Source organism: Streptomyces sp. CNS606 (genome assembly GCF_000426325.1).
Genome location: NZ_AUFD01000009.1, coordinates 1 through 24,402, shown reverse-complemented (window position 1 = coordinate 24,402; position 24,402 = coordinate 1). Strand labels below are relative to the sequence as shown.

The 24,402-nt window shown below is 72.8% G+C and carries 13 protein-coding genes, 1 tRNA gene and 1 rRNA gene; 3 read left to right on the top strand and 12 right to left on the bottom strand.

Annotation, left to right across the window (positions count from 1 at the left end):
- Positions 1-38: 38 nt before the first annotated feature.
- Positions 39-4,805 carry an Lhr family helicase gene (locus K304_RS0106645; RefSeq protein WP_037789429.1) on the top strand — a complete coding sequence of 1,589 codons (4,767 nt, stop codon included), beginning with the start codon at positions 39-41 and terminating at the stop codon, positions 4,803-4,805.
- A gap of 37 nt (positions 4,806-4,842) precedes the next feature.
- Positions 4,843-5,637, top strand: coding sequence for a DNA-formamidopyrimidine glycosylase family protein (locus K304_RS0106640; RefSeq protein ID WP_027763111.1), 795 nt, complete (start codon positions 4,843-4,845; stop codon positions 5,635-5,637).
- On the opposite strand, the gene K304_RS0106635 is transcribed toward K304_RS0106640, so the two are convergent.
- The 9 genes from K304_RS0106635 to K304_RS0106595 all read right to left on the bottom strand — a co-directional run bounded on the left by K304_RS0106635 (position 5,598) and on the right by K304_RS0106595 (position 20,309).
- A complete protein-coding gene (locus K304_RS0106635) occupies positions 5,598-5,879 on the bottom strand; it encodes a hypothetical protein (RefSeq protein ID WP_027763110.1) in 282 nt (93 codons plus the stop codon). The genes K304_RS0106640 and K304_RS0106635 overlap by 40 nt on opposite strands.
- A gap of 258 nt (positions 5,880-6,137) precedes the next feature.
- Positions 6,138-6,530: a helix-turn-helix domain-containing protein gene (locus tag K304_RS0106630; RefSeq protein ID WP_027763109.1), complete on the bottom strand. Its 393-nt coding sequence runs from the start codon at positions 6,528-6,530 to the stop codon at positions 6,138-6,140.
- A 273-nt stretch (positions 6,531-6,803) separates the two neighbouring features.
- Complete coding sequence (locus K304_RS27650; protein ID WP_051307997.1) at positions 6,804-7,340, bottom strand: CinA family protein; 537 nt, start codon at positions 7,338-7,340, stop codon at positions 6,804-6,806.
- On the bottom strand, positions 7,337-8,044 hold the full coding sequence (pgsA, locus tag K304_RS0106620; RefSeq protein WP_027763108.1) for a CDP-diacylglycerol--glycerol-3-phosphate 3-phosphatidyltransferase: 708 nt from the start codon (positions 8,042-8,044) through the stop codon (positions 7,337-7,339). Before pgsA ends, K304_RS27650 begins: the two co-directional genes overlap by 4 nt.
- The gene (gene rimO, locus K304_RS0106615) at positions 8,041-9,576 is read right to left on the bottom strand and encodes a 30S ribosomal protein S12 methylthiotransferase RimO (protein ID WP_027763107.1); all 1,536 of its coding nucleotides are present in this window, start codon (positions 9,574-9,576) and stop codon (positions 8,041-8,043) included. The genes pgsA and rimO overlap by 4 nt, the downstream gene beginning before the upstream one ends.
- 93 nt (positions 9,577-9,669) lie before the next feature.
- Complete coding sequence (locus K304_RS0106610) at positions 9,670-10,491, bottom strand: helix-turn-helix domain-containing protein (protein ID WP_027763106.1); 822 nt, start codon at positions 10,489-10,491, stop codon at positions 9,670-9,672.
- Positions 10,492-10,680: 189 nt separating this feature from the next.
- The gene (locus K304_RS0106605; RefSeq protein ID WP_027763105.1) at positions 10,681-13,488 is read right to left on the bottom strand and encodes a DNA translocase FtsK; all 2,808 of its coding nucleotides are present in this window, start codon (positions 13,486-13,488) and stop codon (positions 10,681-10,683) included.
- A gap of 141 nt (positions 13,489-13,629) precedes the next feature.
- Complete coding sequence (locus K304_RS0106600) at positions 13,630-14,328, bottom strand: response regulator (RefSeq protein ID WP_027763104.1); 699 nt, start codon at positions 14,326-14,328, stop codon at positions 13,630-13,632.
- Between the two features lie 296 nt (positions 14,329-14,624).
- On the bottom strand, positions 14,625-20,309 hold the full coding sequence (locus tag K304_RS0106595) for a HAMP domain-containing protein (protein WP_078528690.1): 5,685 nt from the start codon (positions 20,307-20,309) through the stop codon (positions 14,625-14,627).
- Positions 20,310-20,569: 260 nt separating this feature from the next.
- On the opposite strand from K304_RS0106595, the gene K304_RS0106590 reads away from it, so the two are divergent.
- Positions 20,570-23,278, top strand: a complete 2,709-nt coding sequence (locus K304_RS0106590; RefSeq protein WP_078528688.1) for a SpoIIE family protein phosphatase — start codon at positions 20,570-20,572, stop codon at positions 23,276-23,278.
- Between the two features lie 71 nt (positions 23,279-23,349).
- On the opposite strand, the gene K304_RS0106585 is transcribed toward K304_RS0106590, so the two are convergent.
- The 3 genes from K304_RS0106585 to rrf all read right to left on the bottom strand — a co-directional run.
- Positions 23,350-23,425, bottom strand: a tRNA-Thr gene (locus tag K304_RS0106585).
- A gap of 76 nt (positions 23,426-23,501) precedes the next feature.
- Positions 23,502-24,197 carry a DegT/DnrJ/EryC1/StrS family aminotransferase gene (locus tag K304_RS0106580; RefSeq protein WP_027763101.1) on the bottom strand — a complete coding sequence of 232 codons (696 nt, stop codon included), beginning with the start codon at positions 24,195-24,197 and terminating at the stop codon, positions 23,502-23,504.
- 98 nt (positions 24,198-24,295) lie between these two features.
- Positions 24,296-24,402, bottom strand: a 5S ribosomal RNA gene (rrf, locus tag K304_RS0106575); the annotation flags it as partial.

Here is a 24,402-nt window from a genome sequence, read left to right as displayed (position 1 = left end):
GGACGCCGTTGTCGTACCCGGGGTGCACGATGGGTGACATGGCTCAGGGAAAGTCGGCGTCCGTCCTCGACGCGTTCTCCCCGGCGACCCGCGCATGGTTCGCCGGAGCGTTCCGCGCGCCCACCGCCGCGCAGGAGGGCGCGTGGCGGGCGCTGGCCGAGGAGTCCGACGCGCTGGTGGTCGCTCCCACGGGCTCCGGCAAGACGCTCGCCGCGTTCCTGGCCGCCCTCGACCGGCTGGCCTCCGTCCCGCCGCCCGCGGACCGCCTCAAGCGCTGCCGCGTGCTGTACGTCTCGCCGCTGAAGGCGCTCGCGGTCGACGTCGAGCGGAACCTGCGCAGCCCGCTCACCGGCATCCGTCAGGAGTCGGCCCGGCTGGGCCTGCCGGAGCCCGAGGTGCAGGTCGCCATCCGCTCCGGCGACACCCCGGCGGCGGACCGGCGTGCGCTGGCGCGCCGGCCGCCGGACATCCTCATCACCACGCCCGAGTCGCTGTTCCTCATGCTCACCTCCGCCGCCCGCGACGCGCTGTCCGGTGTGGAGACGGTGATCGTGGACGAGGTGCACGCGGTGGCCGGCACCAAGCGGGGCGCGCATCTGGCGCTGTCCCTGGAGCGCCTCGACGAACTGCTGGACCGGCCGGCCCGCCGGATCGGGCTCTCCGCCACGGTGCGGCCGGTGGACGAGGTGGCCCGCTTCCTCTCCCCGCAGCGGCGGGCCACGATCGTGCAGCCGCCGTCGGAGAAGCGCTTCGACCTCTCGGTCGTGGTGCCGGTGGAGGACATGGGCGAGCTGGGCGGCTCCCCGGTGCAGGACGGGTCGGCCGGATCGGGCGGGCCGGGCGGGCCGGGCGGCGGGGAGAAGCCGTCGATCTGGCCGTCCGTCGAGGAACGCATCGCCGATCTGGTCCAGGCACACCGCTCCACCATCGTCTTCGCCAACTCGCGCCGCCTCGCCGAACGGCTGTGCAACCGGCTCAACGAGATCGCGTACGAGCGCGCGACGGGCGAACCGCTCCCCGAGGAGCACTCCCCCGCCGAGGTCATGGCGCAGGCCGGAGCGGGCCGCGGCGCGCCCCCGCTGCTGGCCCGCGCCCACCACGGCTCGGTGTCCAAGGAGCAGCGCGCCCAGGTCGAGGAGGACCTCAAGGCGGGGCGGCTGCCCGCCGTGGTGGCCACCTCCAGCCTGGAGCTGGGCATCGACATGGGCGCCGTGGACCTGGTGATTCAGGTGGAGTCGCCGCCGTCGGTGGCCTCCGGCCTCCAGCGGGTCGGACGCGCCGGCCACCAGGTGGGGGCCGTCTCCGCCGGGGTGGTCTTCCCCAAGTACCGGGGGGATCTGGTGCAGGCCGCGGTGGTGACCGAGCGGATGCGTGAGGGCGCCATCGAGGCGCTGCGCGTCCCCGCCAACCCCCTCGACGTGCTGGCCCAGCAGATCGTCGCCATGACGGCCGTCGACTCCTGGGACGTGGACGCCCTGCTCGCCGTGGTCCGCCGTGCCGCGCCGTTCTCCTCGCTTCCGGAGTCGGCGTACACCGGGGTGCTCGACATGCTCGCCGGCCGGTACCCCTCCGACGCCTTCGCCGAGCTGCGGCCCCGCCTGGTGTGGGACCGGGTCGCCCGCACGATCACCGGGCGGCCCGGCGCGCAGCGGCTCGCCGTCACCTCCGGGGGCACCATCCCGGACCGCGGCCTGTTCGGCGTGTTCCTGGCGGGCGCCGACCCGAAGAAGGGCGGCGGCCGGGTCGGGGAGCTGGACGAGGAGATGGTGTACGAGTCCCGCGTCGGCGACGTGTTCACCCTCGGCACCACGACGTGGCGCATCGAGGACATCACCCGCGACCGGGTGCTGGTCACCCCGGCGCCCGGCCAGGCCGGCCGGCTGCCGTTCTGGAAGGGCGACCAGCTCGGCCGTCCGCTGGAACTCGGCCGCGCCCTGGGCGCGTTCCTCCGCGAGATCGGCGGCCTGTCCGCCGAGGACGCCCGTGCCCGGCTCACGAGCGCCGGCCTCGACGCGTTCGCCGCCGGGAACGTGCTGGCCTACCTGGACGAGCAGCGCACCGCCTGCGGCCACGTCCCCGACGACCGCACCGTCGTGGTCGAACGGTTCCGCGACGAGCTGGGCGACTGGCGGGTCGTGGTGCACTCGCCCTTCGGGGCACAGGTGCACGCGCCGTGGGCGCTGGCGCTGGGGGCACGTCTCACCGAGCGGTACGGCATGGACGCGCAGGTGATGCACGCCGACGACGGCATCGTGCTGCGTCTGCCGGACGCGGGCCTGATGGGCCTGGACATGTTCGAGCCGGGCGCGGACGCCGCGGGCGCGGACGGAGCGGATGCGGGGTTCGCGGACGACCCGGAGAAGCCGCCGCTCGGCGCGCAGGACGTGCTCTTCGACAAGGGCGAGGTGGACCAGCTGGTCACCGACCAGGTCGGCGGGTCGGCGCTGTTCGCGGCGCGGTTCCGCGAGTGCGCCGCCCGCGCGCTGCTGCTCCCCCGCCGGAATCCGGGCAAGCGCACCCCGCTGTGGCAGCAGCGCCAGCGCGCCTCGCAGCTCCTCCAGGTCGCGAGCGAGTTCGGGTCCTTCCCGATCGTGCTGGAGGCCGTCCGCGAATGTCTCCAGGACGTCTTCGACGTGCCCGGTCTCGGCACGCTGATGGGCGACATCGAGGCACGGCGGGTCCGGGTCGTCGAGGTCACCACGCCCGAGCCGTCGCCGTTCGCCCGGTCGCTGCTCTTCGGCTACGTCGCCCAGTTCCTGTACGAGGGGGACTCCCCGCTCGCCGAACGGCGGGCCGCCGCGCTGTCTCTGGACTCCCGCCTGCTGTCCGAGTTGCTGGGCCGGGCCGAGCTGCGCGAGCTGCTCGACCCCGAGGTGCTGGCCGGGCTCGAGGAGGAGCTGCAGTGGCGCACCCCGGAGCGCCGGCTCAAGGACGCCGAGGCCGTCGCGGACGCGCTGCGCGTCCTCGGCCCGCTCACCGACGAGGAGCTGACGGAGCGCGGGGCCGACCCCGGAGGGGCCGCGGAGCTCGGACGCGCGCGCCGCGCCATCCGGGTGCGTGTGGCGGGCCGGGAGCACTGGGCGGCGGTCGAGGACGCCGGCCGGCTGCGGGACGCGCTGGGCGCCGCCCTTCCGGTGGGCGTGCCCGAGGCGTTCACCGAACCGGTGCCCGACCCGCTGGGCGACCTGCTGTCCCGGTACGCCCGCACGCACGGCCCGTTCACCTCCACCGAGGCCGCCGCACGCTTCGGTCTCGGCACGGCCGTGGCCGACGGCGCCCTGCACCGGCTCGCCGCCGCCGGGCGGCTGGTGCAGGGCGAGTTCCACCCCTCCGGCATCGGCCAGGAGTGGTGCGACCCGGCCGTGCTGCGACGGCTGCGGCGACGTTCGCTGGCCGCTCTGCGGGAGGAGCTGGAGCCTGTTCCGCCTCCGGCGCTGGCCGCGTTCCTCCCGCGCTGGCAGCACGTCGGCGGCGGAGACCTGCGCGGGCTCGACGGGGTGGTCCGCGCCGTCGAGCAGCTCCAGGGTGCACCGGTCCCGGCCTCCGCGCTGGAGAAGCTGGTGCTGCCGAGCCGGGTGCGGGACTACTCCCCGGTCCTCCTGGACCAGCTCACCACGTCCGGGGAGGTGCTGTGGGCGGGTGCGGGCGCGCTGCCCGGCAAGGACGGCTGGGTCTGTCTGCACCTCGCGGACACCGCTCCCCTGCTGCGCCGGCCACCGCTGCCGCTGGAGACCTCACCGGTCCACCAGGCCGTGCTGGACACGTTGGAGGGCGGCTTCGGCCTGTTCTTCCGTCAGATCGCCGACCAGGTACGGGCCGTGCTGCCGGAGTGCGCCGAGGCGGAGCTGGTCACCGCCGTCTGGGATCTGGCCTGGTCCGGGTCGCTCACCAACGACACCCTCGCCCCGCTGCGCGCGCACCTCGGCTCCGGCCGTACGGCGGGCGCGACCGCGCACCGCGCCAAGCGGGCGGTGCCGCGCGGACGGTACGGCGGGCTGGGCGGCGGCGTGCGGGCCGCCGCACGGGCGGCCGGGGCGCCCCGCGGCGGGCCGCCCACCGTGGCCGGCCGCTGGGCGCTGCTCCCGCCGGCGGAGACCGACGCGACGCACCGCGCGCACGCCCTGGCGCACACCCTGCTGGACCGCCACGGCGTGGTGACCCGCGGTGCCGTGCAGGCCGAGGGCGTGGAGGGCGGCTTCGCCGCCGCGTACCGGGTGCTGTCCGCGTTCGAGGACAACGGCCAGGCCCGCCGCGGCTACGTGGTGGAAGGGCTCGGCGCGGCGCAGTTCGCCATGGACGGCGCGGTGGACCGGCTGCGTGCCGTCCACCAGGCGCGGGAGCGCGGCGCGGAGCCACACGGCACGGCGGCGCCCTGGGGGGAGGCGCCCTCGACGCGCCGGCGTGGTGACGACGCGCGGGCCGTGGTGCTCGCGGCGGCCGACCCGGCGAACGCGTACGGCGCGGCGCTGCCGTGGCCGGAGCCCCCCGACGGAGCCACCCACAAGCCCGGCCGCAAGGCGGGATCACTGGTGGTCCTCGTCGACGGGGAACTCCAGCTGTACATGGAGCGCGGCGGGCGGACCCTGCTCGCCTGGCCGGCGGGGCCCGACGCACCGCCGGAGGCGACCGAGCGGCTGCGTACCGCGGCCTCCGCGCTCGGGGACGCGGCGCGACGCGGCGCCGTGGGCACGCTCACCGTCGAACGGGTGAACGGTGGCGCCGCGCTGTCGTCGCCGCTGGGCGGCGTGCTGGAGGACGCGGGCTTCCACGCGACGCCGCGCGGCCTGCGCATCCGCGCCGCGTGACCCGCCCGTCCGGGGTGAACGCTGGGAGCATGGACGCATGCCCGAGGGAGACACCGTCTGGCGCACGGCGCGGTCGCTGCACACGGCGCTGGCCGGCGCCATGGTCGTGCGCAGCGACCTGCGGGTGCCGCGGCTGGCCACCGTGGACCTCACCGGGCGGCGCGTCCTGGGGGTCGTGCCGCGGGGCAAGCACCTCCTGACCAGGCTGGACGGCGGCCTGACCCTGCACTCGCACCTCGGTATGGAGGGTTCCTGGCGTCTTTACCGCTCCGGTGCCCGCTGGACCGGGGGCCCCGGCCACCGGATCCGCGCGGTGCTGGGCACCGACGGCGTCTCGGCGGTGGGCTACGCGCTTCCTCTGCTCGAACTGCTCCGCACGGCCGACGAGCCGCAGGCGGTCGGCCATCTGGGTCCCGACCTGCTGGGGCCGGACTGGGACCCGGACGAGGCGGCACGCCGCCTGTCGGCCGACCCGGCCCGCCCCCTCGGCGAGGCGCTCCTCGACCAGCGCAACCTGGCCGGCATCGGCAACGTGTACCGCTCGGAGCTGTGCTTCCTGGCTCGCACGGCGCCGTGGACGCCGGTGCGCCTCGGCCCGGACCCGCACCGTCTGGTGGAGGTCGCCCGGCGGCTTCTGGACGCCAACAAGGTCCACGGCGCCCGCAGCACCACGGGGAACCGGTCGCGGGGCCGGCTGCTCTACGTGTACGGCCGGGCGGGAGCACCGTGCCGCCGCTGCGGCACCCCCGTGCGGTCGGCGGAACTCGGCCCGTCGGGTGAGAAGCGCATCGCCTACTGGTGCCCGCGCTGCCAGCCCGATCCTTCCGCCTGAGCGGAGGGGCGGCTCCCGGCCGGCGGCAGGCCACGGGCGAACCGCCGCGCCGGGCGGCGTTCGGTGACGTGCACGGGCACCACGCTCAGGCCCCAGCCGCCCGCTGCCACGGACGCCTCCAGCGGCCCGCAGTCCTCCGGGCGTACGGCCAGCCGCCACGCCGCGTACCCCCACACGAGGGCGCAGGTTCCACAGGCCAGCCACCACAGGCCGCGGAGCAGGTGCGACGCCCGTATGCCCATGCACGTCCGCCTTCCGCACGGCTCGCGGCCGCCCGGCGTTCGTCGGCCGCGCCACCGATGGTCCCCCACGGCCGGCGCCCGCGCGACCACAGCGGCGGCGTTCCCGACACGGCCCCGGACGGTCCGGCGGCGCCCACGGCCCGCGCTGGAAAGCCGTGAGGCGCGCACCGAGCCCGCTGGGGCTGGTGCGCGCCTCACGGCACACGGTCCCGCACATCCCGGCGTCGGGGCCGGTGTGGCGGGCGCCGGCCGGTGTGGTCAGGCGGCGACGACGTCCACGGCCTCCGTGGGCGCCTTGATCGTGACGCGCTCCTCCGGCACGCCCGTCACCGAGGTGACGGACGGCATCCGCTCGACCGGGCCCAGCATCGGACGCATCGGCGCCGGTACCGTGTCGCTGGCGGCGGACTCGGCAAGCTCGGCGAGCGCCAGTTCGTCGCTGACCGCGCGCATGACCTCGGACATCCGCAGCTCGAGCGCGTCGCAGATGGACGACAACAGCTCGGAGGACGCTTCCTTCTGGCCTCGCTCCACCTCGGAGAGGTAACCGAGCGACACCCGGGCGGACGACGAGACCTCGCGCAGGGTACGGCCCTGGCGTTGGCGCTGCCGACGCAGCACGTCACCCAACAGGCGACGGAGCAGAATCATCGGTGCTCCTCCCTCTACAACGCGTGCCGTCTTCTGCGTTCCCCATGTCGCGGGCCGTCCGGCTGCCGTGTACACGGCCGGGCGGCCCACACCCTTCAGCCTCCACCGTACCCCCTCGGCCTGTGGCCGTGCGGGGAGCGATGTCGTGTTCACTCAGGGCTGCAAACATCCCGCAGCTCCCGGATGTTCCGTACCCTGCGGGGCCGTCGGCACGCCGAATCCGGCCGGTGGATATGTGCCGGCCCGCTTTCCCGGCGGTCCGGATCCCCCCGGTCAGGGGCCGCCCGTCTCCTCGTGCAGCAGCTCCAGCGCGGCGAGGACGGCGCCCTCCCGCACGTCCGCCCGGTCCCCGTCCAGCCGGCACTCCCGGGCACGGAGACGTGTCCCGGCCCCGGGCGGCTCCGGTGCACGGGGGTGGCCGGGACCGGCCACCGCCACGTAGACCAGTCCGACCGGCTTGCCGTCCTGCGGGTCCGGTCCCGCCACTCCGGTCGTGGCCACGCCCCAGTCGGCGCACATCACGCGCCGTACGCCCTCCGCCATGCGGCGTGCCACCTCCACGTCGACCGCGCCCCGCTCGTCGAGCAGGCCGCCGTCCACGCCCAGCACGTCGCGCTTGACGTCCGTCGCGTACGCCGTGACCGCGCCGCGGAAGGCACGGGAGGCCCCAGGGGCGGCCGTGAGGCGGCCCGCGACCAGACCGCCGGTCAGGGACTCGGCGACGGCCACGGTCTCTCCCCTCCGGACCAGCTCCTCCAGCAGCCGGGCGGCGACCTCGGGCGCGGACCCGGACCCCGCCGGTGCGGTCATCGGTTCTGTTCCCGCCCCGCGGCGGGGGACTCCCCCACCGGTGCGCCGCCGCCGTGTTCGCCCTGCCCCGCCTTCTCCGCATCGATGCCGGCCCGGCGCAGGACGAGGGCCTGCCGCACGTAGTCGAGGCCGGTGCCGACGGTCAGCACCACCGCCAGGCCCATCACCCACCAGCGCAGCGAGGCCAGCGGCCCGGTCAGTTCCAGGACGTACATGCCGACGGCGACGCCCTGGGCGAGCGTCTTCATCTTGCCGCCGCGGCTGGCCGGGATGATCCCGTGCCGGATGACCAGGAAGCGCATCAGGGTGATGCCGAGCTCCCGGGCCAGGATGACGACGGTCACCCACCACGGCAGGTCGCCGAGCGCCGAGAGGCAGATCAGCGCCGCACCCATGATCGCCTTGTCGGCGATCGGGTCGGCGAGCTTGCCGAAGTCGGTGATGAGGTTGTGGCGCCGGGCCAGCTCACCGTCGAACAGGTCCGTGATCATGGCGACGGTGAAGGCCGCCCAGGCGAACGAGCGCCACGCGGGATCGTGCCCGCCGTCCGCGAGCATCAGCAGCACGAAGGCGGGCACCAGCACCAGGCGCAGCATGGTCAGGATATTGGCGATGTTCCAGAGGCCGGCCTTGGGCACCGGCGTCGCCGGCCTGGGTTTCGCCACGGGACCACCGCCGGCTGCGGAGGCGGGCACTCCGGTCATCCGGTCGCCTCCTCGCTCTCGCTCGCCAGGGGCTCGGCGACCAGGTCCACTCCCTCGGTCGCCACCACCTTCGCCTCGACCATACGTCCGACCGCCAGGCCGTGGCACGAAGCGCCGGTGAGCAGCACCTGCCCGTCGGTCTCGGGGGCCTGGTGCGCGGCGCGACCGACCGGACCGTCGCCCTCCGGGCCGCCGCCGAGGTCCTCCACCAGCACCCGGACGGTCTCGCCCAGCCGTTCCTCGGCGCGCTGCGCGGTCAGTTCCTCGGCGAGGCGGGAGAGCCGCTCCAGGCGTGCGGCGACCACGTCGGGGTCGTGCTTCTCCTCGTATCCGGCGGCCTCGGTGCCGTCCTCGTCGGAGTAGCCGAAGACGCCGACGGCGTCGAGCCGGGCGGCGGACAGGAAGCGTTCCAGTTCGTCGACGTCGGCCTCGGTCTCGCCGGGGAAGCCGACGATGAAGTTGGAGCGGGCACCCGCGTTCGGGGCCTTGGCCCGGATGGAATCCAGCAGCGCGAGGAAGGAGTCGGTGTCGCCGAAGCGGCGCATGGCACGCAGCACGCCGGGGGCGGAGTGCTGGAAGGACAGGTCGAAGTAGGGGGCGACCTTGTCGGTGCCGGTGAGCACGTCGACGAGGTCGGGACGCATCTCGGCGGGCTGGAGATAGCTCACCCGGACGCGTTCGATCCCGTCGACCGCGGCCAGCTCGGGCAGCAGCGTCTCGAGCAGCCGGATGTCGCCCAGGTCCTTGCCGTAGGAGGTGTTGTTCTCGGAGACGAGCATGACCTCGCGGACGCCCTGCTCCGCGAGCCAGCGGGTCTCGGCGAGCACGTCGGAGGGGCGGCGGGAGATGAACGAGCCGCGGAAGGAGGGGATGGCGCAGAACGAGCAGCGCCGGTCGCAGCCGGACGCGAGCTTCACCGAGGCCACCGGGCTGCTGCCCAGGCGGCGGCGCAGCGGGGCCCGCGGGCCGGATGCCGGCGCGAGGCCGTCGGGGAGGTCCGACGGTGCGGCGGCCGCGGCGTCGGCGCCGTCGACCGCCTCGTCGGCGGGCGCGCCCGCGTCGCCGTGTCCGGGCAGCGCGACCCCGGCACCGGCCTGCTGGCGTGCGGCGGGGCTGACGGGCAGCAGCTTGCGGCGGTCGCGCGGCACATGGGCGGCGTGGACGCCGCCGGCGAGGATGGTGCGCAGCCGGTCGGAGATGTCGGTGTAGTCGTCGAAGCCGAGGACGCCGTCCGCCTCCGGGAGGGCGTCCGCGAGTTCCCTGCCGTACCGTTCCGCCATGCAGCCGACGGCGACCACGGCCTGTGTACGGCCGTGGTCCTTCAGGTCGTTGGCCTCCAGCAGGGCGTCGACGCTGTCCTTCTTGGCGGCCTCGACGAAACCACAGGTGTTGACGACGGCGACGTCTGCGTCCCCGGCTTCCTCGACGAGGTCCCAGCCGTCCGCCGCCAGGCGGCCGGCGAGCTCCTCGGAGTCCACCTCGTTACGGGCGCATCCGAGCGTGACAAGGGCGACGGTACGGCGTTCGGGCATGGCCTCAGCCTACGTCGTCCGGCGCGCGGCTCCGGCCGCGCCCTCGCGGCGGCCCGCACCCGGTCGTCGCCGGGTGCGGGCCACCGCGGTGCGTCAGCCCTGCTCGGGGTCGCCGCGGGTGTAGGTGACGCGCTCCACGGTGCCGACCTCGCCGAGCCGGTCGACCTCCTTGCCGTTGACCCACAGCTTGACGGCTCCGGCGTTGCCGAAGACCAGGTCGAGCTGCTCGTCGTCGGTGAAGGTCTTGGTGTCGCCTTCGCCCAGGACACCCTCGAAGATCAGCTTGCCGGTGTGGTCGGTGGCGGAGATCCAGCTGTTGCCGTCGTCGGCCTCCATCCGCACCGTCACCTTGTCGGCCGGGACGCCGGCGATGGCGCTCTCGGACGGCTCTGGCTCGGGCTTGGACGGCTTCTTCTGGTCGGGTTTGGCGTCGGGCTTGTCGCCGTCGGGCTTCTCGGCCGGTTCCTCCTGGGCGACCTGGCTCCCGTTGCCGCCCTCCTCCCCGGTGAACAGCGTGAAGCCGACGAAGCCGACGACGGCCACGATGGCGGCGACCATGGCCGCGGTCCAGTTGGGGCGGCGGGGCTCGGGTCGGATGCGTTCGGCCTCGAACAGCGTCGCGGCCGGAGTGGGTTCGGGACGCCCGCCGTGCTCGGCGTCGTACCGTGCGACCAGGGCGTCCGCGTCCAGCCCGACGGCACGGGCGAGCGTGCGGACGTGGCCGCGGGCGTAGACGTCGCCGCCGCAGCGGGAGAAGTCGTCGTCCTCGATCGCGTGGACGATGGGCGCCCGCACGCGGGTCGACGTACTGACCTCTTCCACGGTCAGCCGGGCGTCGATACGGGCCTGCTGGAGGGCTCGACCGACCGAGGGCCGGTCCTCTTCGGGGGCTTCGGGAGCGTTGCCGATGGACACGGGGGAGCCTTTCGAGCGTGTAGCCACCTGCTGGAGGTTCAGTCTAGGGGTGCTGCATTCGGGTCGGGCAAGCGGGCGGGCGGACGGTGTCCGCCATCAGGATGGGCATACCACCTGATGGTGGAACATGCAGCCGTCCCTCTTTCCGCTTTGACGTATCAACGCGGGAAACGGTTGCCCGAATCACCCTTACGAGTCAGTCTCCCCGCGGATGAGGGCCAGCACTCCGTCCAGTTCATCCGGTTTTACCAGAACATCCCGAGCTTTGGACCCCTCACTGGGCCCCACCACGCCACGTGACTCCATCAGATCCATCAGCCGGCCCGCTTTGGCGAAGCCGACGCGCAGCTTCCGCTGAAGCATCGACGTCGACCCGAACTGGGTCGAGACGACCAGCTCCGCCGCCTGGCAGAGCAGATCCAAGTCGTCGCCGATCTCCTCGTCGATCTCCTTCTTCTTCGACTGCCCGACGATCACGTCGTCGCGGAAGACCGGGGTCATCTGCGCCTTGCAGTGGTCGACCAGGCCGCGGACCTCGTCCTCGGTGACGAAGGCGCCCTGCATGCGCGTCGGCTTGCTCGCCCCCATCGGCAGGAACAGCCCGTCGCCCTTGCCGATCAGCTTCTCCGCACCCGCCTGGTCCAGGATGACCCGGCTGTCGGCCAGCGAGGAGGTGGAGAAGGCGAGCCGCGAGGGCACGTTCGCCTTGATGAGCCCGGTGACCACGTCGACCGACGGCCGCTGGGTGGCCAGCACCAGGTGGATGCCGGCCGCGCGCGCCAGCTGGGTGATCCGCACGATCGCGTCCTCCACGTCGCGCGGCGCCACCATCATCAGGTCGGCCAGCTCGTCCACGATGACCATCAGGTAGGGGTACGGCGCCAGCTCCCGTTCGCTGCCCTCCGGCGTCCGGGCCTTCCCGCTGCGCACGGCCGCGTTGAAGTCGTCGATGTGGCGGTAGCCGAAGGCGGCGAGGTCGTCGTAGCGCAGGTCCATCTCCCGCACGACCCACTGCAGCGCCTCGGCGGCCTTCTTGGGGTTCGTGATGATCGGCGTGATCAGGTGCGGGATACCCTCGTAGGCGGTCAGCTCGACCCGCTTGGGGTCGATCAGCACCATCCGGACCTCCTCCGGAGTGGCGCGGGCCAGCACCGAGGAGATCAGGCAGTTGATGCAGGACGACTTGCCGGAGCCGGTGGCGCCGGCCACCAGCACGTGCGGCATGGTCGCCAGGTCGTGGGTCACGTAACCGCCCTCCACGTCCTTGCCGAGCGCGACGAGCAGCGGCGCCTCCTCGCCGCTCGCCTGCGCCGAGCGCAGCACGTCGCCGAGGTTGACCATCTCCCGGTCGCTGTTCGGGATCTCGATGCCGACCGCCGACTTGCCGGGGATGGGCGAGATGATCCGCACGTCGGGGCTGGCGACGGCGTAGGCGATGTTCTTCGTCAGGGCGGTGATCTTCTCGACCTTGACCGCCGGGCCCAGCTCGATCTCGTAGCGGGTGACGGTCGGTCCGCGGGTGAAGCCGGTGACCGAGGCGTCGACCTTGAACTCGGTGAAGACGGTGGTCAGCGAGTCCACCACGTGGTCGTTCGCGGCACTGCGGGTGCGGCCGGGGCCGCCGCGTTCGAGCAGGTCGAGGGAGGGCAGCGCGTAGCTGATGTCGCCGGAGAGCTGGAGCTGCTCGGCGCGGGTGGGCAGACCCTCCTCCGTACGCGGCGGCTCGGGGTCCTTGGTGAGGTCCGGCACGGAGGTCCGTCCGGAGTCCTCGCGCGCAGTGCCCCGCGCGCCGGGCACGACGGCGCCCCGCTCCTCGGAGCGCCCGTCGCCGGAACCCGCGTGGCCGGAGCCCGCGTCGCCGGCGAAGGACTCCTGCTGTCTGCGCCGCCGCCGGTCGGACACCTCGTGGCTGAGGTCGGCGACCAGCGGCGAGGGCTGCACGCCGTGCAGCACGGCCCCGTCCAGTGAGGCGGCGGCAGCGGCGGCGACGTCCCACGCGGCCGACGAGCCGGCCTCCTCGTCCGCGCCGGACGGCACATCCCGTCCGGCGGCGTCGGCGTCCCGCGCCGCCGCCGCGGGACGCCTGCGGCGGCGGCGCCCGTCCAGCGCCTCCTGCTCCGCCAGGTCGGGCGACAGGTCCTTGCGCAGATCCTGCGCCGGGCCCGCGCGGCGGCCGGACACGGTCCCGTGGCCCTCTTCCGCGGCGTCCCGCTCGCCGTCCTCCGGCCGCGGAGTGACGACCCCCAGCCGCACGCCCAGCGCACGCAGCCGCTGCGGGATCGCGTTGACCGGCGTGGCCGTGACCACCAGCAGACCGAACACCGTGAGCAGCACCAGCAGCGGCACGGCCAGCACCCCGCCCACGGTGAACCCGAGTGGGGTGAAGGACCCCCAGCCGATGAGACCGCCGGCGTCGCGGAGCGCCTCCGAGCCGTCGCCCCGGGCCGGCGCACCGCACGCGGCGTGCACCAGACCGAGGACGCCGGCGACCAGTGCCGAGAGGCCGATGACGATCCGCCCGTTGGCCTCGGGCTTCTCCGGGTGCCGGATCAGCCGTACGGCCATGCCGCCGACCAGCAGCGGCACCAGCAGGTCCAGGCGGCCGAAGGCGCCGGTCACCAGCATCTCCACCAGTTCACCGACGGGCCCCTGCAGGTTCGACCAGGTGCCCGCTGCGACCACCAGTGACACACCGAGCAGCAACAGCGCCAGGCCGTCCTTGCGGTGCGCCGGGTCCAGGCCGCGGGCGCCTCTCCCCATGCCGCGCAGCAGCGCGCCGACGGTGTGGGCGACGCCCAGCCAGCAGGCGCGCACGAGGCGGTAGACACCGCTGGTGGGTGACGGAGCGGGCTTCGGCGCGGGGCGTCTGGCGGACGCCTTCTTCGCCGGAGCCTTCCGGGGTGCGGCCTTCTTCCCCGCTGCCGGGGCCTTCTTGGCCGCGGGCTTCTTCGCGGGCGCCTTTCCGGCGGCAGCCTTGCCGGGCGTACGTGAGGCCATGGTGGTGAGGTTACAGAAGTTGCCGGTCCGGGGCACGGACGCCCGGGAGGGCGGCGGGACGCCGACCGGGCGGGCTCACGGGCGCCGTGACGGCGCCTCAGCCGTACGGGAGCCCGCGGGTCCGCACGGCGGCGGAGGCGGTCAGTTCTGCGAGGGGAGCTGGGCGCCGGAACCCCCGGAGCCCGGCTCCAGGGCGTCAAGTGCCCTGCGCAGGCCGGTGAGTTTGCGTTCCAGGTGGGCGGCGGTCGCGACGGCGGCGGCGTCCGCCGAGTCGTCGAGCTGCTTTGACAGGGCCTCGGCCTGCTCCTCCACGGACGCCAGCCGGGCGGAGAGTTCGGTCAGCAGGCCGGTTCGGCCGCCCTCCTCCGCCGCCCCGGCGCCGTTGGCGGCCGCGCGGCCGCCGCCGTTGTCGAGCTGGAGGCGCAGCAGCGAGGCCTGCTCGCGGAGCTGCACGTTCTTCATGTACAGCTCGACGAACACGGAGACCTTGGCGCGCAGCACCCACGGATCGAAGGGCTTGGAGATGTAGTCCACCGCGCCTGCCGCGTAGCCGCGGAAGGTGTGGTGGGGGCCGTGGTTGATGGCGGTGAGGAAGATGATGGGAATGTCCCGCGTGCGCTCCCGGCGCTTGATGTGCGCGGCGGTCTCGAACCCGTCCATGCCGGGCATCTGCACGTCCAGCAGGATGACCGCGAAGTCGTCCGTCAACAGCGCCTTGAGCGCTTCCTCCCCTGACGATGCCCGCACGAGCGTCTGATCGAGCGCCGAGAGGATGGCCTCCAGCGCCAGCAGATTCTCCGGCCGGTCATCGACCAGGAGGATCTTGGCCTTCTGCACCATGGCCCGTCCTCCTCGTCCCGGCAGCCCACCGGTCTCCGCCCCACGGAGCGGCTCCGTTCTGCCGCCCGTCCTTGTGCCGGTCATGGTAGCCGCAGCCGGGCGGCCACCACACCCTGTCACCGTGATGTCACTGTGCACGCCAGCAAGAACGCGCGGGGGGACCGGAAGGTTCCCCAGCTTTACACGTTCCCACACATGGCCGACCACTTCACAACGGCCCCGCCCGGAACGAGAACGACGGCCGCCCGGTGCGGGACGGGTCCCGCACCGGGCCCGCCACCCCGCACCGTGTCACATCAACGCGCGTTCATCCACTGCGCCATGACCTGAAGGAGGTGGTCGGTGTCCACGGGCTTGGTGACGTAGTCCGACGCTCCGGACTCGATGCTCTTCTCCCGGTCGCCCTTCATCGCCTTCGCGGTGAGCGCGATGATGGGCAGCCCGGCGAACTGCGGCATCCGCCGGATCGCCGCCGTCGTCGCGTAACCGTCCATTTCCGGCATCATGATGTCCATCAGCACCACGGTGACGTCGTCGTGCTGTTCGAGCACCTCGATGCCCTCGCGGCCGTTCTCCGCGTACAGCACCTGGAGACCGTTCTGCTCCAGCACGCTGGTGAGGGCGAAGACGTTGCGGATGTCGTCGTCCACGATGAGCACCTTCTCACCGTGGAAGTCCGCTTTCGGTCCGGCGGCGACCAGGTCCTGGCCGTTGTGGCGCCAGCCGTCCGCGGTCTCGGTGTCGTCCTCCGCAGGCACGGTGCCCTGCTCGTCCGCCCCGGGGCCGCCCCCCGCCTCGGCCGCCTGGGGCTCCTCTCCGGCCGGCAGCGCCCGCGGCGAGGCTTTCGCGGCCGCCGCCTCACGCCGTCGCCGGACCAGGGATGCCGCGGCCCGCTCCGCCTCGACGGCGGCCGCGTCCTCCGCCGACCGGGCCGGCACGCCCTCCGCGGACCCCGGTCCCTCGGCAGGCGCCTCGGCGGCCTCGTGTCCCGCGGGGTCCTCAGTGGCCCTGGAGCCCTCGGCGGTGCCCTGCGCCGGTGAGGTCCCGGCAGGTTCCACGGACACCGGCTCCGGCGCCGCGGTGAGCGCGAGGGCCGCGTCGATCTGCGCGTACCCCTGCGGGGGCAACTCCAGCGGGTGCAGCGGCAGGTACAGGGTGAACGTGGAGCCGCGGCCGGGCTCGCTGGCGGCGTAGATCTCGCCGCCGAGGAGGCGGGCGATCTCCCGGCTGATCGACAGGCCCAGGCCGGTGCCGCCGTACTTGCGGCTGGTGGTGCCGTCCGCCTGCTTGAACGCCTCGAAGATGACGCGCATCTTGCCGGCCGCGATGCCGATGCCGGTGTCCGTCACGGAGAAGGCGATCAGCTCCGCGTCCGCGTCGCGCAGCGCGCCGTGCTCCAGCATCTGTTCCCGGATGGCGTTCGGCACGTCTTCCCGCGCGGAGCGGATCACCAGCTCCACGGCACCCGCGTCGGTGAACTTCACCGCGTTCGACAACAGGTTCCGCAGCACCTGGAGCAGCCGCTGCTCGTCGGTGTGCAGCGTCGCGGGAAGTTCGGGGGACACCCGGACGGAGAAGTCGAGCCCCTTCTCCGCGGTCAGCGGCCGGAAGGTGGCCTCGACGTAGTCGACGAGCTGGACGAGCGCGATGCGCGTCGGGCTGACGTCCATCTTGCCCGCCTCGACCTTCGACAGGTCCAGGATGTCGTTGATGAGCTGCAGAAGGTCGGAGCCGGCCCCGTGGATGGTCTCGGCGAACTCGACCTGCTTCGGGGAGAGGTTGCCCTCCGCGTTGTCGGCGAGCAGCTTGGCGAGGATCAGCAGCGAGTTCAGCGGGGTGCGCAGCTCGTGCGACATGTTCGCCAGGAACTCGGACTTGTAGCGCATGGAGACCGACAGCTGCTCGGCGCGCTCCTCGAGGACCTGCCGGGCCTCCTCGATCTCCCGGTTCTTGATCTCGATGTCGCTGTTGGTCTGCGCGAGCTGCGCCGCCTTCTCCTCGAGCTGGCTGTTGGACTCCTCCAGCGCCTTCTGCCGGCTCTCCAGCTCGCCCGAGCGCTCCTTGAGCTGCTCCGTCAGCTCCTGCGACTGGCGCAGCAGCACCTCGGTCTTGGTGTTGACGCTGATGGTGTTGACGCTGGTCGCGATGACCTCGGCGATCTGGCTGAGGAAGTCCTTCTGGATCTGTGTGAACGGCTGGAACGCGGCCAGCTCCACGACGCCGAGCACCAGGCCCTCGAAGATGACCGGCAGCACGATCACGTGCGCCGGCGGCGCCTCGCCGAGCCCGGAGGAGATCTTCAGGTAGCCGGGCGGCGCGTTCTCCACCAGGATGGTGCGCTTCTCCTCGGCGGCGGTGCCGATGAGCGACTCGCCCGGCCCGAAGGTGGTGGGCATGCCGCCCATGGAATAGCCGTAGCCGCCCAGCATCCGCAGCTCGTAGGAGGCCTGGCCGCCTTCCGAGGCGCCGATGTCGCCGGCGCCGATGCGGTCGGCGCCGATCCGGGCGTCCTCCGGGTCGCTGCCGGGCACCGCGACGAAGAACGCGCCGTGCTGCGCGGAGACCACCGGGGTCAGCTCGGACATGATCAGACCGGCGACGTCCTTCAGGTCGCGACGGCCCTGCATCAGCGCGGAGATCCGGGCCAGGTTGCCCTTGAGCCAGTCCTGGTCGGTGTTGGCCAGGGTGGTCTCGCGCAGGTTGGTGATCATGGTGTTGATGTAGCCCTGGAGCTCCAGGATCTCCCCGGCTGCGTCCACGTCGATGCGCACGTTGTGATCGCCGCGGGTCACCGCGGTGGCGACCTCGGCGATCGCGCGCACCTGGCGGGTCAGGTTCCCCGCCATCTCGTTCACCGATTCGGTCAGGTCCTGCCAGGTGCCGGCCACGTCGCGGACCCGGGCCTGACCGCCGAGCATGCCCTCGGTGCCCACCTCACGCGCCACCCGCGTCACCTGCTCCGCGAACAGCGACAGCTGGTCGACCATCGTGTTGATGGTCGTCTTCAGCTCCAGGATCTCGCCGTTCGCCTCGATGTCGATCTTCTTGGTGAGGTCGCCCTTGGCGATGGCGGTGGTGACCATGGCGATGTTGCGCACCTGACCAGTCAGGTTGGACGCCATCGAGTTCACCGACTCGGTGAGGTCCTTCCAGGTGCCGGCCACACCGGCCACCCGGGCCTGGCCGCCCAGGACGCCGTCCGTGCCCACCTCACGGGCCACCCGCGTCACCTGGTCGGCGAACGACGACAGCGTCGTCACCATCGTGTTGACGGTGTCGGCGAGCTGTGCGACCTCGCCGCTGGCCTCGACGGTGACCTTCTTGGTCAGGTCGCCGTTGGCGACCGCCGTGGCGACCTGCGAGATGTTCCGCACCTGGCCGGTCAGGTTGTTCGCCATCAGGTTGACGTTGTCGGTGAGGTCCTTCCAGATGCCGGAGACGTCCCGCACGCGGGCCTGGCCGCCGAGGATGCCCTCGGTGCCCACCTCACGCGCCACCCGCGTCACCTGCTCCGCGAACGACGACAGCTGGTCGACCATCGTGTTCACGGTCGTCACCAGGGCGAGGATCTCGCCCTTGGCGTCCACGGTGATCTTCTTCGACAGGTCACCCTGCGCGACCGCGGTGGTGACCTCGGCGATGTTCCGGACCTGGGAGGTCAGGTTGTTCGCCATGAAGTTCACCGACTGGGTGAGGTCCTTCCAGGTGCCGGAGACGCCCTTGACCTCCGCCTGGCCGCCGAGGATGCCCTCGGTGCCCACCTCGCGGGCCACCCGCGTCACCTGCTCCGCGAAGGAGGAGAGCTGGTCGACCATCGTGTTGATGGTCGTCTTCAGCTCCAGGATCTCGCCGCGGGCGTCAACGTCGATCTTCTGCGACAGGTCACCCCGCGCCACGGCCGTGGCGACCTGCGAGATGTTCCGCACCTGACCGGTGAGGTTGGACGCCATGCCGTTCACCGAGTCCGTCAGGTCGCGCCACACCCCGGCGACGCCCGGCACCTGGGCCTGGCCGCCGAGCCGGCCCTCGGTGCCCACCTCACGCGCCACCCGGGTCACCTGGTCGGCGAACGCGGACAGCTGGTCGACCATCGTGTTGATGGTGTTCTTCAGCTCCAGGATCTCGCCGCGGGCGTCGACCTCGATCTTCTGCGACAGGTCACCCCGCGCGACCGCCGTGGTCACCTGCGCGATCTGGCGCACCTGCGAGGTCAGGTTGCCCGCCATGAAGTTGACCGAGTCCGTCAGGTCCTTCCAGGTACCGGAGACTCCGTCCACCCGGGCCTGGCCGCCCAGCCGTCCCTCCGTGCCCACGTCGCGGGCCATCCTGGTGACCTGCTCCGCGAACGAGGACAGCTGGTCCACCATCGTGTTCACGGTGTTCTTCAGCTGGAGCATCTCGCCGGAGACGTCCACGGTGACCTTCTGCGACAGGTCGCCGTTCGCCACCGCCGTCGTCACCTGCGCGATGTTCCGCACCTGACCGGTCAGGTTGCGGAAGGCGGTGTTCACCGAGTCGGTGAGGTCCTTCCAGGTGCCCGCCGCGCCCGGCACACGGGCCTGACCGCCCAGCTCGCCCTCTACGCCGATCTCCCGGGCGACACGGGTCACCTCGTCACCGAACGAGCGAAGCTGGTCGACCATCGTGTTGACGGTGTTCTTCAGCTCCTGCATCTCACCGGAGACGTCCACGGTGACCTTCTGCGACAGGTCGCCGTTCGCCACCGCCGTCGTCACCTGCGCGATGTCCCGCACCTGGGCTGTCAGGTTGCGGAACGCGCTGTTCACCGAGTCGGTGAGGTCCTTCCAGATCCCCGCCGCGCCCGGCACCTGCGCCTGACCGCCGAGCACGCCCTCCGTGCCGACCTCGCTCGCCGCGCGCGTGACCTCGTCCGCGAACGTCCGCAGCGTCTCGGTCATGGCGTTGATCGTCTCGGCGAGCTGCGCGACCTCGCCCCGCGCGTTCACGGTGATCTTCTGCGACAGGTCGCCGTTCGCCACCGCAGTCGTCACCTGGGCGATCTCGCGGACCTGGGAGGTCAGGTTGCCCGCCATCAGGTTCACCGAGTCGGTGAGGTCCTTCCACACGCCCGCGACGCCCTGGACGCGCGCCTGGCCGCCCAGCTCACCTTCGGTGCCCACTTCGCGGGCCACCCGGGTCACCTCGGACTGGAACGAGGACAGCTGGTCCACCATCGTGTTCACGGTGTTCTTCAGCTCGAGCATCTCGCCGGCCACGTGCACCGTGACCTTCCGCGACAGGTCGCCCTTCGCCACCGCAGTCGTCACCAGCGCGATGTCCCGCACCTGCGCGGTGAGCCGGGACGCCATCGTGTTGACCGAGTCCGTGAGGTCCTTCCAGGACCCCGACATGCCGCGCACCTTCGCCTGGCCGCCCAGCTTGCCCTCGGTGCCCACCTCGCTGGCGACCCGGGTCACCTCGTCGGTGAACGCCGAAAGCTGGTCGACCAGCCCGTTCACCGTCTTGCCGACCTTGAGGAACTCGCCGCGCAGCGGCTGCGCCGGGCCGTCGGAGCCCTGGACCCGCAGGTCCATCCGCTGCTCCAGGTCGCCCTCGGCCACCGCCGTCAGCACCCGGCCCACCTCGGACACCGGACGCACCAGGTCGTCTACCAGGGCGTTCGACGCGTCGACGGCCGAGCCCCAGGCGCCCTCGAAGGCCCCGTTCTCCAGCCGCTCGGTGAGCTTGCCCTCGCGGCCCACCACCCGGCGGACACGTGCCAGCTCGCTGGTGAGGTGCAGGTTGCGGTCCGCCACCTCGTTGAAGACGGCGGCGATCTCCGCCATCGGACCGTCCCCGGTCACGGTGAGACGCTTGCGGAAGTTCCCGTCCCGCATGGCGGTCAACGCGGTCAACAGTCTGTTGACAGCCGCGGCGTCCACCTCGAGCGTCCCGCTCTTCCGTGTGCGTCCGCCTTTCGCGCGTGTGCCGGTGCCACGCGCCGCTGCGCCAGACTCCACCGTGTCCCTCCCGAGGGTCGACCGCCGAAACGGGCTGGTGCTCCGAACCTTCCCAGTGTTTCACCCTGCCGGAACGAGGCGATAACAGTTCGGCAGCATGGCACACCACCGGGCCCGGGCGCCGAGTAGGGGGGAAACACCCCCGACCGGCACCCGCGCACCCTGCGAACGTAAGTAACCTGGCATCCGGCTGTCCAACGCCCCGCAGCACCGGGCCGGGGCGGTGGAGTGAGTGGAAGGCAACGGAGGGGCCTCGGGGAATGCCAGAGCAGAGCGCCGAGCAGGGGCGGACGGCGGCGATCGGTGCGCAGCGCACACCCGCGGACACGGGCAGCGAACAGAAACCTTCAGGGAGAGCAGTGATCACCGCACGAGCCGCGGCCACCTTCGAGCCCGTCGGCCGATCCGTCGCGGTGGCCCGCGGCTTCGTACGGGACACCCTCCAGGGCTGGGGCCTCGGAGAGATCGTGGACGACGCGGTCGTCCTCACCAGCGAACTGGTCACCAACGCCGTCATCCACGCCGGCACCTCCGCCGAGGTGATCTGCCTCCGCGAGGAGGACACCGTGCGCGTCGAGGTCGTCGACCACTACCCCGAGCGGGAGCTGCCGCTGCACGACGCCGGCCAGCCGCACGGCAACCCCGACCGCGAGGGCGGGCGCGGCCTGCTGCTGTGCGCCGCGCTCGCCTCCCGCTGGGGCGTCGACTACACGGCGGCCGACAAGCGCGTCTGGTTCCGCCTCGACCTGCCGGAGCGTCCCGTCGGCACCCGCGCCGCCGGCCCCGCCCTCCCCGACGCCGCCCTGCCGGTCGCCGCACACCGCGTGCACGTCGCGGTCATCCAGGTCGACCGCGGCGGCGCCGTCGGCTCCTGGAACGAGGACGCGACGGAACTCTTCGGCTACACCGCCGAACAGGTCGTGGGCAAGCCGCTCACCGACCTGGCCGCCTGGCCGCACACCCCCGGCACGGGCACCGGCATCGCCGAGGCCCTCCAGCTCTCCCGCTGGGAGGGGTCGTACGGCATGCGGGACACCGACGGCCGGACGGTCGCCGTCTACGCCTCGCACCTGCGCGTGCGCGACAGCGACGGCGAACCGTCCACCGTGTGCCTGCTCGTGCGGGACCACGAACGGGCCGTGCTCCAGTCCCCGCCGCGCGGACACGGCGGGGACGGCGACCGCCAGAACGGGCGGGAGGGCCAGACCGCGGACCCGTTCGAGGTGTTCATCGGCTCACCCGCCCCGGACGACCTGGACGGCCTGCTCCAGCGCACCGTGGAGCGCGCCCGCGACATGCTCGACGGCGACGCCGCCTACCTGCTGCTGGCCACCGACGACGAGACCGAACTCGAGGTGCGCGCCTCGACCGGGCTGCCCTCCGCGCGACAGCGGTTCGCCCGCGTCCCCGTCGAAGCGGGCAGCGGCCGCTACGGCTCGGCCCGGATGCCGTCGGTGCACGAGGACCTGACAGTCGTCCCCGGCGCCGTGCCGCTGCTGGAGGGCACCGGCATGCGGGCGGTGGTCATCGTCCCGCTCAAGGTCGAGGGCCGTCTCACCGGCTCGCTGGGTGTCGCCACCGAGTCGCCCGGCCGGTACACCAACGAGGAGGCACTGCGTCTCCAGTTCGCCGCCGACCGCATCGCCCTCGCCGTGGAACGGGCCCGGCTGACCGAACTGGAACGGCTGCGCCGGGGTTCGCTGTCCTTCCTCGTGGAGGCGTCCGACCTGCTGGCCGGCACGCTGGACCGCAACCAGACGCTCGCCCTGATGGCACAGATGACCGTGCCCACCCTGGCGTCCTGGTGCGCCGTCTACACGGTGGCCGAACCGGGCTCGGAACCCGCACTCTCCTACGTGCTGCACGAGGACGAGGAGCGCATCGACAGCCTCAAGGCCCTCCTCGGCAGGGTCGATCCCCCGGACCCGGTGCCCGCGCCCGGCGCCCGGCTGTGGACCGCCCCCACCGACACCGCGCACGGCTCCGCGCTGCGCACCTCGCTGCGCAGCGCGACGCTCGGCGGGGACGACAGCCCCGCCCCGGGCTCCGGACTCGCCACCGCCGCCGCCGTGGGCGGCGAGACCGTGGTGATGCCACTGGTCGCCCGCAACCGGGTCATCGGCATGCTCGTCCTCGGCAAGCCGACCGACGAACGGTTCCGCCAGGAGATCATCGAGCTGGCGGAGGATCTGTCCCGCCGCGCCGCGCTCGCGCTGGACAACGCGCGCCTCTACTCCGAGCGGACCGCGATCAGCCAGTCCCTGCAGCGCAGCCTGCTCCCCCCGGGCCTCCCCGAGGTCCCCGGCATGGAGGTCGAGGTCATCTACCGCGCCGCGGGCGAGGGCAACGAAGTCGGCGGCGACTTCTACGACCTCTTCGAGATCCGCGACGGCGGATACGGCTTCGCCATCGGCGACGTCTGCGGCACCGGCCCGGAGGCCGCCGCCGTCACCGGCCTCGCGCGGCATGCGCTGCGTCTCCTCGCCCGCGAGGGCTTCGCCGGCCCCGCCGTGCTGGAACGTCTCAACGCCGCGATCCTCGACGAGGGCGCCCGCAGCCGCTTCCTCACCCTGCTGTACGGCGAGTTGTGGCCGCAGCCGGACGGCGGCGCCCGGCTCGAGGTGGTGTGCGCGGGTCACCCGCTGCCGCTCCGCCTGCGACCGGACGGCACGGTCGAACCGGCGGCCGAACCGCAGCCGCTGCTCGGCGTCATGGAAGACCTGGAACTGTACGAGCAGCACGTCGTGCTGGAGCCGGGAGACGTGATGCTGTGCGTCACCGACGGGGTGACGGAGCGCCGGGAGGGCACCCGCATGCTCGGTGACGACGGCCTCGCCGACGCGCTCTCCACGTGCACGGGACTCACGGCCGGCGCCGTGGCGGCGCGCATCATGCGCACCGTCGAGCACTTCGCCAGCGTGCCGCTCTCGGACGACATGGCGATCCTGACCATGCGCGCTCCCGGCTGACGGGCGGGAACGTCGCCGGCTCTCCGGTACGACGAAGGGCCTTCACCGCGCGCGGTGAAGGCCCTTCGTCGTGGAGCCCCAAAACGGAATCGAACCGTTGACCTTCTCCTTACCATGGAGACGCTCTGCCGACTGAGCTATTGGGGCGCGTCGACGTCGTCGATCATACCTGACGGCACCGGGTGCTCCGCACCAGGAGGAGGCCCGCGAAGATCGGCCGGAGTCAGCAGGCGGGCTCCAGCAGCAGGCCGCCCAGCGCGTTGCAGGCCGCGACGATGCGGTGGAGCTCACGCTTCGTCAGGGACGCGTGCAGGGGCAGGGCGAGACACGTGTCGGCTGCCTCCTCCGCCGCGGGCAGACGTACACCCGGAGGGAATCCCGGCGTCCGGTGCACCGGCGCCTTCACCGGTACGTGGCACTCCACCCCCTTGGCCCGCAGGGCGTGCAGGTAGGCGTCGCGGTCCGGCCGTCCGTTCCCCGGTACGCGCACGACGTACGCCGAGTAGGCGTGCTGGGCGCCACGAGCCGTGACAGGGGTGACGACGCCGCGGAGGCGGGCGTTCAGTTGGGACGCGTTCCGGCGGCGTGCGGCGAGTTCGAGCGGTGTGGGTCCGGCACTCTCGGCGGCGTCGCGGCCGACGGTCACGAGCCGGGCGCGGTGGCCGGCGACGACCGACTCCAGCCGGGCCGTGGGCGCCGGGTGGCCGAACAGGTCGACGGCGGCGACAGCGCAGGTGCGTGAGGTCAACGCTCCTGCGACGCTCTCCGGATCGATGCAGTAGGTGTGCGGATCGATGTCGACGACGACCGGTACCGCGCCCAGGCGGCGTACCTGCTCGGCGGCCTCGTCCCCGCCGAACCCCGGGAGGATCACCTCGTCCCCGGCGACGACGCCGGCGTCTCTCAGTTCGTTCCCCATGCCCGGCATGGTGGTGCGTGGACGTGAACTCCGGGTGACGGAACGCGAAAAAGCCGTGGGCCCCGATCCAAAATCGGGGCCCACGGCTCTCAATGATTGTTCGGCGGCGTCCTACTCTCCCACGAGGTCCCCCTCGCAGTACCATCGGCGCAATGAGGCTTAGCTTCCGGGTTCGGAAAGTAACCGGGCGTTTCCCTCACGCTAT

Excerpts from the sequence above, each read along its gene's own strand:
- K304_RS0106645 (WP_037789429.1), top strand. The coding sequence starts at position 39 with ATGGCTCAGGGAAAGTCGGCGTCCGTCCTCGACGCGTTCTCCCCGGCG.
- K304_RS0106640 (WP_027763111.1), top strand. The coding sequence starts at position 4,843 with ATGCCCGAGGGAGACACCGTCTGGCGCACGGCGCGGTCGCTGCACACG.
- K304_RS0106635 (WP_027763110.1), bottom strand. The coding sequence starts at position 5,879 with ATGGGCATACGGGCGTCGCACCTGCTCCGCGGCCTGTGGTGGCTGGCC.
- K304_RS0106630 (WP_027763109.1), bottom strand. The coding sequence starts at position 6,530 with ATGATTCTGCTCCGTCGCCTGTTGGGTGACGTGCTGCGTCGGCAGCGC.
- K304_RS27650 (WP_051307997.1), bottom strand. The coding sequence starts at position 7,340 with ATGACCGCACCGGCGGGGTCCGGGTCCGCGCCCGAGGTCGCCGCCCGG.
- pgsA (WP_027763108.1), bottom strand. The coding sequence starts at position 8,044 with ATGACCGGAGTGCCCGCCTCCGCAGCCGGCGGTGGTCCCGTGGCGAAA.
- rimO (WP_027763107.1), bottom strand. The coding sequence starts at position 9,576 with ATGCCCGAACGCCGTACCGTCGCCCTTGTCACGCTCGGATGCGCCCGT.
- K304_RS0106605 (WP_027763105.1), bottom strand. The coding sequence starts at position 13,488 with ATGGCCTCACGTACGCCCGGCAAGGCTGCCGCCGGAAAGGCGCCCGCG.
- K304_RS0106600 (WP_027763104.1), bottom strand. The coding sequence starts at position 14,328 with ATGGTGCAGAAGGCCAAGATCCTCCTGGTCGATGACCGGCCGGAGAAT.
- K304_RS0106590 (WP_078528688.1), top strand. The coding sequence starts at position 20,570 with ATGCCAGAGCAGAGCGCCGAGCAGGGGCGGACGGCGGCGATCGGTGCG.
- K304_RS0106580 (WP_027763101.1), bottom strand. The coding sequence starts at position 24,197 with ATGGGGAACGAACTGAGAGACGCCGGCGTCGTCGCCGGGGACGAGGTG.